The organism is Desulfovibrio piger, from assembly GCF_951793255.1.
In the GTDB taxonomy this organism is placed as follows: Bacteria; Desulfobacterota; Desulfovibrionia; order Desulfovibrionales; family Desulfovibrionaceae; genus Desulfovibrio.
The window spans coordinates 1087154-1100911 of sequence record NZ_OX636706.1 but is presented as its reverse complement, the minus strand read 5'-3'; the positions used below and the strand labels follow the sequence as shown (position 1 = coordinate 1100911).

Annotated in this window: 9 protein-coding genes; 3 read left to right on the top strand and 6 right to left on the bottom strand. The window is 67.4% G+C overall.

Annotated elements, in window-relative coordinates; genetic code table 11:
* The first annotated feature begins 1 nt into the window (after nt 1).
* A complete protein-coding gene (purN, locus tag Q4I12_RS05075; protein WP_168934768.1) occupies nt 2-676 on the top strand; it encodes a phosphoribosylglycinamide formyltransferase in 675 nt (224 codons plus the stop codon).
* A gap of 125 nt (nt 677-801) precedes the next feature.
* Complete coding sequence (gene panB, locus Q4I12_RS05070; RefSeq protein WP_302260835.1) at nt 802-1623, top strand: 3-methyl-2-oxobutanoate hydroxymethyltransferase; 822 nt, start codon at nt 802-804, stop codon at nt 1621-1623.
* 247 nt (nt 1624-1870) lie between these two features.
* Here the strand turns inward: panB and ggt are convergent, their stop codons facing one another.
* From ggt to Q4I12_RS05040, 6 genes are all read right to left on the bottom strand, one after another.
* Nucleotides 1871-3628 carry a gamma-glutamyltransferase gene (gene ggt / locus Q4I12_RS05065; protein ID WP_302260833.1) on the bottom strand — a complete coding sequence of 586 codons (1758 nt, stop codon included), beginning with the start codon at nt 3626-3628 and terminating at the stop codon, nt 1871-1873.
* 408 nt (nt 3629-4036) lie between these two features.
* Nucleotides 4037-5332 (bottom strand): amidohydrolase, encoded by a 1296-nt coding sequence (locus tag Q4I12_RS05060; protein ID WP_302262091.1) that lies wholly within the window; start codon nt 5330-5332, stop codon nt 4037-4039.
* Nucleotides 5333-5334: 2 nt separating this feature from the next.
* Nucleotides 5335-8685, bottom strand: a complete 3351-nt coding sequence (locus Q4I12_RS05055) for a DEAD/DEAH box helicase (protein ID WP_302260831.1) — start codon at nt 8683-8685, stop codon at nt 5335-5337.
* Nucleotides 8686-8907: 222 nt separating this feature from the next.
* Nucleotides 8908-9816: a PP-loop family protein gene (locus Q4I12_RS05050; protein WP_168934765.1), complete on the bottom strand. Its 909-nt coding sequence runs from the start codon at nt 9814-9816 to the stop codon at nt 8908-8910.
* A gap of 382 nt (nt 9817-10198) precedes the next feature.
* Nucleotides 10199-11149, bottom strand: coding sequence for an aminotransferase class IV (locus Q4I12_RS05045; protein WP_297158257.1), 951 nt, complete (start codon nt 11147-11149; stop codon nt 10199-10201).
* Between the two features lie 259 nt (nt 11150-11408).
* On the bottom strand, nt 11409-12455 hold the full coding sequence (locus tag Q4I12_RS05040) for an aspartate-semialdehyde dehydrogenase (RefSeq protein ID WP_006007301.1): 1047 nt from the start codon (nt 12453-12455) through the stop codon (nt 11409-11411).
* Between the two features lie 472 nt (nt 12456-12927).
* Here Q4I12_RS05040 and Q4I12_RS05035 point away from each other — a divergent pair, with 472 nt between their 5' ends.
* A complete protein-coding gene (locus tag Q4I12_RS05035) occupies nt 12928-13737 on the top strand; it encodes an iron-sulfur cluster-binding protein (RefSeq protein WP_006007298.1) in 810 nt (269 codons plus the stop codon).
* Nucleotides 13738-13758 lie beyond the last annotated feature (21 nt).

The window sequence follows — 13758 nt, the reverse complement described above, 5'->3', positions numbered from 1 at the left end:
CATGGCCCTGAAAATCGCCATCCTGGCTTCCGGCAGCGGCACCAACGCCCAGTCCATGATCGACAAGGCCGCCCAGGGCGTGCTGGACATCGACATCCGCCTCATCGCGGGCAACCGTCCCGGCGCCAAGGTCTTCGAACGCGCCGAAAAGGCCGGCATCCCGCATGTCTGCATCGACCACAAGGCCTTTGCCGACCGCGAGAGCTTCGACCGCGAGATGGTGGCCGCCATCAAGGCGTCCGGCGCGGAATATGTGGTGCTGGCGGGCTATATGCGCATGCTGACCAGCACCTTCCTCCAGGCCTTCCCCGGCCGGGTCATCAACATCCATCCCGCCATCCTGCCCAGCTTCCCGGGCGCCCACGGCGGTCCCGATGCCCAGGCCTACGGCGTGAAGATCACGGGCTGCACCGTGCACTTCGTGGAAGAACTGGTGGACAGCGGCCCGGTCATCATCCAGGCCGCCGTGCCTGCCAATGCCGGCGAGGAACTGGACGACCTCATGAACCGCATCCATCCGCTGGAGCACCGCATCTACCCGCAGGCCCTGCAATGGCTGGCCGAAGGCCGCCTGCGCGTGGAAGGCCGCCAGGTCTTCCTGGCCCCGGCCGACCGCAAGACCGTGACGCCTGACGGCCCCTGGCTGGTCTGGCCGCCGCTGGAAGAAGGCTTCTAGCCATCCTGTCCATATCAGGGCGGGGGAAGGACATGCGTCCTTTCCCCGCCTTTTCTTTTCCTACCCGGGCCACGGCCCGTTTTTCCCGGGCGGTCATGCCCCGCCCGCAGCAAGGGAGCACTGCCATGAAACAGACCGCCGTCACTTTCCGCCAGGCCAAGGGGCAACGCAAACTGGCCATGCTCACGGCCTATGACGCCACCGTCGCCCGGCTCATGGACGATCATGTGGATGCCGTGCTGGTGGGGGATTCACTGGGCATGGTCATGCTGGGGCAGCCCGATACCCTGAGCGTGACCATGGACCAGATGATCCATCACAGCGCCGCCGTGTCCCGGGGCCTGACCAAGCCCCTGCTGGTCTGCGACATGCCCTTCATGTCCTACCACCTGTCGCCGCAGCAGGCCTGCGCCAATGCCGGACGCCTGGTGCAGGAAGGCCGGGCCCAGGCCGTGAAGCTGGAAGGCGGCCGCCATTTCTGCCCGCAGGTGGAAGCCATCGTGCAGGCGTCCATCCCGGTCATGGGGCATCTGGGTCTCACGCCGCAATCCCTGCACAGCATGGGCGGCTACAAGGTCCAGGGCCGGGGCCGTGAAGCCGCACAGGCCCTGCTGGACGATGCCCGGGCACTGGAACAGGCGGGGGTCTTCGCCATCGTGCTGGAATGCGTGCCCGCACCACTGGCCGCGCTGGTCAGCCGCAGCGTCAGCGTGCCCACCATCGGTATCGGCGCGGGCCCGGACTGCGACGGCCAGGTGCTGGTCTGGCAGGACATGCTGGGCATGGTAGACGGTCTCTCGCCCAAATTCGTCAAACATTATGCCGAGCTGGGCGCGGCCATGCGCCAGGCTTTCCAGACCTATGCCGACGAGGTTCGCGCAGGGACCTTCCCGGCAACGGAACATACCTACGGCATGGATGAGAAGGATCTGGAAAAACTGTATTGAACCGCCATCACTGCGGACTGCCCATAGGCCGATGCGTAACGGCTGCCGGGGGAAGGGCCCCCTTTCCCACGGGACCGGCTAAAAAAGACGAAAGCCCCGGCATTGCCGGGGCTTTTTATGTTTGTTTCGTTGAGACCTTTCTACCTCACAGCGCTTCCCGAGGGGGTGCTGCGTCCAGTCCGGGAACCCGGGCGGCCGCGGCCGTCATACCGGCAGCGGCTCCACGGGAAAGGGAGCTGCCGTCCGCCTAATAGCCGCAGGCCAGGCCGTCGCCGCGCGGGTCCGTACCGCCCTGGAGCACGCCTGTCTGCGGGTCGATGCGGATGGCACCCGCATGGCCCATGGTATCGGTATAGTCCTCCACCCGGCGCACGGGGTGCCCGCGCCGGGCCAGCTCGTCGGCCACGTCAGCGGAGATGCGGCCCTCCAGCTTGAGGTCGTTGCTGGACTTGCCCCAGGTGCGGCCGTACAGCCAGCGGGGCGCGTCGATGGCTTCCTGCGGGGTCATGCCGTAATCCAGCACGCGGGTGGCGATGGCGGCCTGCGTCTGGGGCTGGCCCTCGCCGCCCATGGTACCGTAGACGAGGAAAGGCTTGCCGTTCCTGGTCAGCATGGCCGGGTTCAGGGTGTGGAAGGTGCGCTTGCCGGGCTCAAGGCGGTTGACGTGCGCAGGGTCGAGGGAGAAGAAGCTGCCCCGGTTCTGGAGCAGCACGCCCGTGCCCCGGGGCACGATGCCGGAGCCGAAGTCATGGTAGATGCTCTGGATCAGGGAAACGGCATTGCCCTGCCCGTCCACCACGCCCAGCCAGATGGTGTCGCCCTTGGGGTCCAGCGGCGCAAGGCTGGTGGCGGCCCTGTCCATGCGGATGCGGGCGGCCTGCCGCTTGCCGTGCCCGGCCGAGAGCAGGCGCTCCAGCGGGATGTCCACGAAGGCCGGGTCGGAAAGGTAGGTATCGCGGTCGAGGAAGGCCTCCTTGGTGGCCTCGATGATAAGATGGTAATAGTCCGCGCTGCCTTCCCGTATCTGCGACAGGTCGAAGTTGTTGAGGATGTTCAGGATCTCCAGCGAGGCCATGCCCTGGGTGTTGGGCGGCAGGTTCCAGGCCCGGCAGTCGCGGTACGGCACGGAGATGGGCTCCACCCAGTCGGCCGTATGCCGGGCAAAGTCCCGCACGGTGAGCAGGCCGCCGTTCTCTTCCAGATCCGCCGCTATGGCCGCGGCGATGGAGCCCTTGTAGAATTCGTCCGCGCCCTTGTCCGCCAGCAGGGCCAGCGTGGCCGCCAGCTCGGGCAGGCGCATGACCTCGCCCAGCCCGTAGGGCTTGCCATCCCTGAGATAGGTGGCCGCAAAGCCCGGATAGCGCTGCAGATCGCGGAATTCCTGATCCGTGGGGTCGGTGTCCACCTCGCTCCAGTACGCCAGTGACGTGCTGACCGGGAAGCCCCTCTCTGCCAGCTCGCGCGCCGTGTCCAGCAGGGAGGCGAAGGAAAGCTGCGAGCCCAGGGCCGACCGGCTGTACTTCCAGGCCTCGTCCCAGCCCGAGACCACGCCCGGTACGGTATTGGCGGCCAGATAGCCGCGCGCCGGCACCTTGCTCAGCCCCCGGCTGCGGTAAAAGTCGATGCTGGCCTTTTCCCCGGCGCGGCCGCTGGCATTGAGGCCCTTCATCTTGCCCGTACGGGCATCATAGATGAGCCAGAAATTGTCGCCGCCCAGCGTGCACATCTGCGGATAGACCACGGCCAGGGTGGCGGCCGTGGCCACAGCTGCGTCGATGGCCGTGCCGCCGCGCCGCAGGATGTCCAGCCCGGCCTGGCTGGCCAGATAGTGCGGCGACGTGACCATGCCGTTGCAGCTCATGGGGTTCTGTCTCTGGGAAGGTGTCATGGGCGCGCTCCCTTCCCTGCGTGCTGTCGTAGTGGCGGCGGCGCTGCTCCGCACGGCCGGGATGGTCGCCAGCGAGGCTGCGGCCAGTGCCGAATACAGGAACCTTCGTCTTTCCATCGTGTATCTCCTGCTCTGCCCGACGCCTTTGCCGGATGGCGGCGTCCGGGATACCGGACATGATGCAGAAGGCATGCCGTAAAGATTTTTCCTGTTATCTCAATCTATTGACAGAACAGACAGCAGCAGGGGCTGTTATTTTTCGACCCGAATGTGGAAAACAGCATTTTTCCACAGGCCCTGCCGATGAGGGCAGGGGCTCCATCAAAAAATTATCCTGCGTATACAGGTAATTATAAAAAATATTCCCCAATGTAGAAAAATCAGGGCAGCTGCGCATCACGTGGCGGCATCCCCCGGTCCCGCAGGCCTGCGGGGCCTTTTCCCGTCGCCGCGACGGCATCTTCCGAACGGTCGCTTTTCCCGCAAGCCCGCCAGAGGCGGCCCTTCCGCATGGACGGCCACGTCCTAGCCGGCCAACTCCCGGCAGATCTTTTCCAGCCAGCGCACACCGGGCCAGAGCACGGCTTCGTCGAAATCGAAGCCCGGCTGATGGTGCCCGGCCGCCAGATCGGCCCCCAGGAAGGCATAGGCCGCCAGCCCCCCCTCTGCCTGCACGGCCCGCATCAGGGTCGTGGCGTCATCGCTGGCGCCCATGTCGCCCTGCTCACGGATCCGGGGCAGCGGGAAGCAGCCCCCGCCCCGGGCATCAGGCGGCAGTTCCCGGGCACAGCGGGCCAGCAACTCCGCGAAGACCGCATCGCTCGCCGCCGAAGGCGCACCGCCCACCACATCGAGCCGCCATTCCAGCCCGTGCATGGCGGCCGCGCCCGCGATGACGTCCCGGGCACGCCGCAGCATGTCGTCGTTGACCTCGCTGTTGTTGCCGCGTGTCTCGCAGGCCATGAAGGCCGAGGCAGGCACGGTATTGCGGCTGCTGCCGCCTTCCAGACGTCCCACGCAGATGCGGCTGGTGCCGTGGCCATGACGCGGCAGGGCGTGCAGGCCCAGCAGGGCCGACGCCGCACCCTTGAGGGCATCCCGCCCCTGTTCGGGGGCAGCGCCCGCATGGGCCGCCCGGCCCGTAAAGCGGACATCGAATTTGCTGGTGGCCAGAAAAGCGCCCACGCCGGTGACCAGATCGCCGCTGTGCGGGGCCCCCAGACCGATATGCACGGCCAGGAAATGCCGCGCCCCCGCCACATGGGAGACCATGGACGCCGCACCGCGCACGCCTTCCTCGGCAGGCTGGAACAGCAGGCGCACACGCCGCCGCAGGGGGGCCGCGTCCGGCGCCGTCAGCAGGGCCGCCAGCCCAAGGCCCAGAGCCATATGCCCGTCATGGGCACAGGCATGGCACAGGCCTTCATGCCGGGAGACGAAGCCCTCGCGCACGGGCCGGTGGGAAGCCTCCTGCGCTTCCATCAGCGGCAGGGCGTCCATGTCGCAGCGCAGCACCAGCGCCAGCGGCGCGTCCGCCGGGCCCACATCGGCCACCAGGCCCGTGGTCCGGCCCATGCGCTCCAGCCAGTACGGCTCCAGCCCTTCCGCCAGCGCCCGCTGCCGGGCCCGGGCTTCGACCTCGGGCGCGGGCAGGCCCATGCGTGCGGCAGGGTCGATGACCTCCTGCCCCACATGCGGGGCAAGGCCCATGTCCGCCAGCTGCCGGGCCACGAAGCCCGTGGTCCAGAATTCCGTCCAGCCTTCTTCCGGGTGCCGGTGCAGCTCCCGCCGCCATTGGATGATCTTTTCCGCCGTCTCCATCGTCACTGCCTGAAATCCACGGGCACGCGCACACGCTGCCCGGCCTTGTTGGTGAAAAGCAACCAGCCGTGTTCCAGCCCGAAAAGGTAGAGCCGCCGCGTCAGGTCCACGTCCTTGCGGCAGTAGGCGGCGATGTCGTCCAGCCGCCCTTCCTGCCACCAGCGCAGGGCCTGCAGGCCGTCGGCGCTCTTGGGCTCGTCCAGGGTCGCCTGCCCCAGATTGTCCAGGGACACGCGGTACTTGAGACTGTCCTGCACCCGGCGCAAGAGGTCAAGGCCCGGCAGGGCCCGCAGCTCGAAGGGCGCGAAGGCCGAGAGCACCGCGTAATCGAAGCGGAAGGAGTTGAAGCCCACCACCAGCTGCGCGGCCCGCATGCGGGCAAAGAGCTCCGGCAGGGCCTCCTGCGTATAGGTGAAGAAATCGTCGGCCCGGCTGTCATAGGCCACGGCGATGCTCACGCCCATGCGGTCGGCCCTGTTCCAGCCGCCCACCTCGGCGGCGCTGCGCCGGGTCTCCACGTCGAAGACCAGATAATGTTCCGGCGGCCTGCCCACCGCCCCCACACCGGGTTCGGGACGGACACGGACGTTGCCCGCATCACCGACAGCTACGGCGGGAGCCATGAGCCCCGGCTTTTGCATAATCGACAGGGTGGCTGTTGCCGCCGTGGCCCCGCCGGTCTTCCGTCCTGCCACCGGGGATGACGGGGGCGGAAGGGCCACCTGTTTGCCGAAAGGCTTCCCGGCTGCGGCGGATGCGCTGGTCTGCGGGCTCGTACCGGCCACAAAGACCTCTCCTCCGCGGCCCTCGATACGCTCCTCCTGCGAAGGAACGCCTTCCGAGGCCACCGTCCCGGCTCCTCCGGCTCCAGCGACGCTTGTCCGGGCCCCCGGCCCGGCCTGTCCCGCAGCGCCCGCCGGGGCCGTGGCGGGGGCCTGTCCGGCCCAGGCCGCCATGATGGCCGCCATGTCCGGCACGGGCGGCGGCACCGGGGCCGCGGGCTCGTCCACAGGTTGGGGCGGCAGCAGTTCCGGCGGCGGGCTGATGCGCAGGTCGGCGCACAGGGCCTCGCCCTCGGCATCCGCACCGGGCGCCAGCAGATCGCGGATCAGGCGCAGGGCCCCGGCCTTGCTGATGGGCCGGTTGCCCGAGCCGCACTTGGGCGAATGCACGCAGGAAGGACAGCCGTCCTCGCAGGGGCAGGCCTCGATGACCGCCGCACAGACCTCTAGCAGCTCGCGGGCATGGCCGAAGGCCTGACGCGTCAGGCCCGCGCCGCCGGGCAGGCCGTCGTAGATGAAGACGCAGGCCAGGCCGGTCTGGGGATGGAGCGGGATGGAGATGCCGCCGAAATCGTTGCGGTCGGCCATGACCAGCAGGGGCAGCATGCCGATGGCCGTATGCTCGCAGGCATGGATGGAGCCCATGAAGTGCACGAAATCCTCTTCCAGACGCTGGCGGCAGCTCTCGGGGATGACATACCACAGGCCCTCGGTCTCGAAGATCTGCGGCGGCGCTTCCAGCGGCACGATGGTCAGCAGGCGGTTGTCGCGCGTGCTGCGCTTCTCGTAGCCGGTGATGGTGTCGATGATGCGCAGCCGTCCCCGGCAGACCACGCCGCGCCCCAGGGGACGGCGCTCCAGCTCTTCAAGGATGTCCGTGCTCTTGTGGCCGCGCACCCGCGTGAACCAGTCCACTTTGGCCTGACGGGCCCGCACCCGGCCCGCTGCCGGGTCCATCTCCTCGATGACATAGCTGCGGCCCCGGTGCAGGTAGACCGCGCCCACATGGGTCTCGCGCCAGGCCCGGAAGCCGTCAACGGAACCGATGACCGTGCCCTCGCTGTCCTCGATGACGAAACTCTGTCCCGTCCCGCGCAGATCCACCAGCCGCTGCGGCCGCTTGCGGGCGGCCAGCCACTGGCTGCCGTCGGCGGAGAGCAGCAGGCGCCCCTGGGCCGCCAGATCGCGCAGGGCCTCCTGCGCCGGGGCCGGGATCAGCCAGGGATCGCGGGCGGACAGGGGCAGCTCGGCGGCCGCGCACTCCAGATGCCGGGCCAGGATGACCTCGTTCCAGGGATTGACCACGGCCTTTTCCGCCGGGCGGCTGAAAAAGTCTTCGGGGTGGCTCATGAAATACTGGTCCAGCGCGTCCTCGCCCGCCACCAGCACCACGGCCGACTCCTGCTGCGCGCGGCCCACGCGCCCGCCCCGCTGCAGGGTGGACATGATGGTGCCCGGATAGCCCACCAAAATGCAGACATCCAGCCCGCCGATGTCGATGCCCAGCTCCAGGGCGCTGGTGCTGACCACGGCCAGCAGCTCGCCCGAGGCCATGCGGGCCTCGATCTGGCGGCGTTCCTCGGGCAGGAATCCCGCACGATAGGCGGAGATGCGGCCCGCCCACGGCCCGGAAAGGCTCCCGGCCCACAGGCTGACCAGCTCGGTCATGCGGCGGGAACGGCAGTAGACGATGGTGCGCAGCTTGCGCGCCAGCGCGGCCCGCAACAGGTCGATGGCCGCCGTGGCCGGGCTCTGGTCGGGATCGAGGAAGACGTAATGCCGTGCGCCCTGCGGCGCGCCGGACTGGTCCACCACCACGGGCGGCTGGCGGCCGGGCAGCAGGTCGAGGCCGGAGAGCGACGCGGCCAGCTCGCCGGGATTGCCCACCGTGGCCGTGCAAAAAACATAGGACGGCGTAGCGCCGTAATGGGCGGCCAGCCGGTTGAGACGGCGGAACACGCCCGCCATGTGCGCGCCGAACACGCCGCGGTAGGTATGGGCCTCGTCCACCACGATATGGGACAGCCCGGCCAGGAAGGGGGCCCACTGCTCATGGTGCGGCAGCAGGGCCAGGTGCAGCATCTCGGGATTGCTGATGAGCACCGTGGGCGGGTCGCGGCGGATCTTGCGCCGGAAATGGTCGCTGGTGTCGCCGTCATAGAGGGCGGCCGTGGGCCGGGCCTCCTCGGGCCAGCCGGAGACCAGGCGCTGCAGCCCGGCCAGCTGGTCCTGGGCCAGGGCCTTGAGCGGGAAAAGATAGAGGGCGCGGGCCTCGCTGTCGCGCAGATGGCGCTCCAGCACCGGCAGATTGTAGATGAGGCTCTTGCCGCTGGCCGTGGGCGTGGCCACCACCACGGAATGCCCGGCGCGGATATGGTCCGTGGCCAGGGTCTGATGGCTGTAAAGGCCGCTCAGACCGCGCTCCTCCAGCGTGCGCCGGATGGCCGCGGGCCAGGGCAGGCGGCTTTCCGCATAGACGGCCGCCCGCGCGGGCTCGCAGCGGTGATGCCGTACCTGCGGCCCCAGCTTGTCCGAGGCCAGCAGGGCCCGGACATATTCAGCGACGCCCATGACGGGCCTCCCTGACGATCATGGCCCCGGCCGCCGTACAGCCTGCCGTCAAACAAGGCCGGGCATGGGGGCTCCGGCGCAAGGACAGCCGGGGAAAGGCTGCCGGTACTCCGGGAAAATCTCCGGCCCTGTACGAGCGCAGCGGTCTCCGGGCGGGGAAGAAGGCAAGGACAGGGAGGGGCGCCGCCCCTCCCCGCCATGATCTTTCTGGAGCAGCCAAGGCTATTTGCTGTCCTTGAGGGCTTCACGGATGCGGCACACGCCGCACATGTCGCCGGACGAGGTGGGATAGCCGCAGCTGGTGCAGGGCGCCAGTTCCACGCCCTCTTCGGCCTCGCGCCGGGCGAACACCGGCCGGGCGCGGGCCAGGAAGCCCTGATAGAAGTCCAGTTTGCGGCCGGGCATGGCCGCTTCCAGACGCTGCAACAGGGCCTTGAGCGTGCTGAAGCTGGCGCCGGGGCTGTAGGGGCAGGGGGCATAGTGGTGCTCGATGCCCATGAGGAAGGCGTAGTTGGCGGTCTCGAACTCCGTCAGGCGCCACAGGGGCTTGACCTTGCGGGCAAAGCCGTCCTCGCCGTCCAGGCGCGGGCCCTGGTCCGAAAGATAGGCCGTGTCCCAGCGCAGGGTGTTGCTGAACAGGCGCGCCACCTCGTCATCCAGGTTGTGGCCCGTGGCCAGGGCGTCGAAACCTTCGTCCAGGGCCACCTTGTTGAAGAAATGCCGTTTGATCTTGCCGCAGGCCGAGCAGACGGGACGGTTGAGGCGTTCCTTGACCAGCGGGATGGCCAGGCCCTCGGCAGCCAGTTCCTTGACCATGAGCTTCAGGCCGTGCTTGGCGCAAAAGCGCTCCACCACGCCGCGGGCCACGGGCGAGGATTCCGGGATGCCCAGGTCGATGTGCAGGCCGGTGACGTCATAGCCCTGCCGGGAAAGCTCCAGCATCAGGGCCAGCGAATCCTTGCCGCCCGAAAGGGCCACCAGGATGCGTTCGTCACGGGTGAAGAGCTTTTGGCCTTCGATGCCCTTTTCCACCTGACGGGCAAAGAACTTGAGGTAACAGTCGGGGCAGAAGGCGGCGTTGTGGCTGCGCAGGGCCACCACGGCCGTCGCCTTGCAGATCTTGCATTTCAATGGCGTCTTCCTTGGAAAGAGTGGATGCCCCGGCGTGCTCCGGCGGCATGTCATGGCAAAAACAGGAAAAAAGCCCGCACGGGGCCTTTCCTGTATAAGAAACATCCCGCCCGGCGTCCAGACGACGGCCAGCGGGAGAAATATATGGGAGAGGGAACCCCTTTTGCTTGCGGCAAAAAGGGGTTCCCTCCCCCATTCCCCCTCCTTCCCCAAAACCCGCACATACAAATTCAAGAAAACCGGGATGCTCCATGAGGGATGGCTATTTCCCTGTATGGAACTTTTCACCATGTTCATCTGACATGGCGGGGCTTTCCCGGATAACGTGCGCAGGGGAGAGGGGAGTTTGAGGAAAGGGGCCCCTTCCCTCTCAAATATGCCCCTAGAACGGCGTGCCGGTGGCCAGCATGTGTTCCAGCAGGGCGTCACGCAGCCAGCGGGCCACGGGGCCGGGACGGCCGGCGTCGGGGCCCCGGCCGATGGGACGGCCCTCGAAGTGGCTGATGCCCACGCACAGGCTGGCGCTGGTGAAGAGCAGCATCTCGCGGGCCGTGAAGATCTCTTCGCGGCGGATGGGGCGTTCCACCACGGGCAGGCGCTGCGGCGCGATCTTGCGGGCGGCCAGCATGGAGGTGCCGGGCAGGATGCGGCGCCCTTCGGGACAGCACAGGCGGCCTTCGGCATCCACGATGCCCACATTGGCGATGGCGGCCTCGCCCAGATGGCCGTCCTCGTCAAAGGTCACGGCCACGTCCATGCCCCGCTGCCGGGCCTCGGCGGCCATGAAGACGTTGGGCAGATAGTTGGTGCTCTTGATGCGGGCCAGATATTCCTGCTTGGGCGGGATGGCGCTGGCAAAGGCCGTGAGGCCCTTCTCGTAAAAGGCTTCCGTGGGCAGGGCCTTGCGCAGGGCCACGATGTAGAGGCTGGACTGCGGGCACTCCTCGGGCGAGACGCCGAAACCGCCGGGCCCGCGGCCCACCAGCACGCGGATGTCGCCATGATCGGTGCCCGAAGCGCGGGCCACGTCCAGGATGCGGGCGCGCAGCTCGTCCCACGAACAGGGCGGCAGCAGGGAAAGGGCGCGGCTGCCGTCGCGCAGGCGGGCCAGGTGTTCCTCAAGGGCAAAGATGCGGCCCTCGCGGTAGCACAGGCTCTCGAACAGGGCATCGCCCCGGTGGCACATGTGGTCGTCCAAGGGCAGGAGCAGACAGCGCGCGTCACGGCAGACGGCGTCCACACGCGCATCGTAAAAGGCCAGGATCTTGTCGGCCCCGGGCCGGGGCGCGGCCATCAGGGCCGCCATCCAGGCATCGGCATCCAGAATCTTCATGGCATCCCCGCGAAAGGCCCTCCCGCGCGGGAGCGGCCTGTTGTGGTTGCTGATCGGGGGCAGGGCCCCTGCCGGCGGCTGTCGCCGGTGAAACGTCTTTTTCTAGCACGAACGGCAGCGGCGGGGAATACCTTGCCCCGCTGCCGGGGATCACGCCCGCGCCTGCGCGCCGCAGGGCAAAAAGCAGGGGGAAGGACCTGCCCCGCCACGGCGGGAACGGGCCCCTCCCCCTCTGCTGTCCGTATCCTGTCGCTGCGGACTAGGACATGAAAACGTTCTTGTCGGGCACGCGCACCAGATCGCGCTTGAGCAGTTCCTCGGCGATCTGCACGGCATTGAGGGCCGCGCCCTTGCGCACGTTGTCGGCCACGATCCAGAGGTTCAGGCCGTTCTCGATGGTCTCGTCCTCGCGGATGCGGCCCACATAGGTCTCGTCGTCGCCCACGCAGTAGGCGGGCATGGGGTACATCTTTTCGCGCGGGTTGTCGAAGACGCGCACGCCGGGGGCCTGCGAGAGCAGGATGCGGCATTCCTTGGCGGTCATCTTCTTGTGGGTCTCGATGTTCACGGACTCGGCATGGCAGTAGAACACGGGCACGCGCACGCAGGTGGCGGTCACCTTGACCGTGGGATCGTTGAAGATCTTCACGGTCTCGTTGACCATCTTCATTTCTTCCTTGGTGTAGTCGTTCTCCAGGAAGACGTCGATGTGCGGCAGCACGTTGAAGGCGATGCGGTAAGGATAGACCTTGTTTTCGGGCTCGCGCATGTTGAACAGGTCGCGGGTCTGGCGTTCCAGTTCTTCCAGGCCCTTCTGGCCGGTACCGGACACGGCCTGATAGGTGGAGACCACGATGCGCTTGATGCCCACGGCGTCATGGATGGGCTTGAGGGCCACCAGCATCTGGATGGTGGAGCAGTTGGGGTTGGCGATGATGCCCTGATGGCCTTCCAGGTGTTCGGGGTTCACTTCGGGGACGACCAGGGGGCAGCGGTCGTCCATGCGCCACTGGGAGGAGTTGTCCACCACCACACAGCCGGCATGGGCGGCATGGGGAGCGAATTTTTCGGAAGTGCTGCCGCCGGCGGAGAAGATGGCGATGTCGATACCTTCGAAGACATCTTCCTTCAGTTCCTGCACCACCAGCTCGTCATCGCCGAAAGGCACCTTGGTCCCGGCGGAACGGGCCGAGGCGAAAGCACGCACTTCCGTGGCCGGGAACTGGCGATCGTGCAGGGTTTTCAGCATTTCACGGCCCACGGCGCCCGTGGCGCCCACAACGGCAACAGTCAACTTCTTGCTCATGCTCAATTCTCCATGCAGGGCAAATCAAAGGCTATACGGGGTCTGCAGCAGCATCATTCCGGCCCGGCCCCAAAAGAAACCTGACTATAGCGGGCATCATGGCAAAAGGGAAGATGTGACGGCGCGTCTGTACTGACAATTTTCGTGTGAAAAATTACACAGTTATCCTGCAGTGCTCCGGCAGTGCAGCGCCCTTTTTGCCGACCGTGCGGCATGGTGCGTCGCAACACGCTGAAATCGAAACGATTTTCCGCATCCTTCCCGCACCGCCGCCGGGACGGATATGCAAAGCATCCCGCGGCCCGGACGCCCGCCGTCCGCCCCCCTGACGCAGGCTCTCCCCGGGGCATGACCGAGCCTTTTTGCCTGCGCTTTTCCCGGCTTGCGGCGCAGGCAGAAAAAAACGCCTTCCGGCCGCTTCTGACGGGCCCGGAATGTTGACCGCTCCGGCACAAGCTCCTATACTTGCGCGATGACACAACCTAGCTCCTGCCTACTTACGGTGCTGGATCTGGTCCCCTTCGGCCAGACCGGCCAGGAAAGCCGCTTCTTCGCCCTGCGCCTCACCCGCCCCGACTGGCCGTCGTGGCGTCCCGGCCAGTTCGTGATGGTGCGGCCCACGTCGTTCGGTCTCGAGATGCCCTGGGCCCGTCCCTTCGGCATCTGCCACATGACTTCCCGCCACCTGATCTGCTTCTTCCAGGTCGTGGGGCGCGGCACCCGTCGCATGGCCGAACTCAAGGCCGGCGACACCGTGCGCGTCTGGGGGCCCCTGGGCAACGGCTTCGCCATGGAGCCCGACACCCCCACCCTGCTGCTGGCCGGCGGCATGGGCATCGTGCCCTTCGTGGGCTATGTGAGCGAGCACCCCAAGCCGTGGAACGTGACCATGCTCTTTGGCCATCGCGAGCCGCTGAGCTGCTACCCCGTGGACAGCATCAACGAGCATGTGCCCCTGGACAGCCTGCGCGAGACCGTGCCCGGCGACCTGGACAACTTCATCTTCACCATCCAGGAACGCATGCGCGAATACGCCGAGCAGAAGGGCCTGATCCTGGCCTGCGGCCCCCTGCCCTTCCTCAAGACCGTGCACGGCTTCGCCCGTGAGCTCAACGCCCGCGTGCAGCTCTCGCTGGAAAACCGCATGGCCTGCGGCGTGGGCGCCTGCCTTGGCTGCGTGACCCGCACCACCGAGGAATGGCCCGTGGCCGACAAGCGCAACGGCCTTGTCCAGACCTGCAACCACGGCCCCGTGTTCTGGGCCAACCAGATCGAGCTCTAGGCCGGGGGACAGCATGAACCA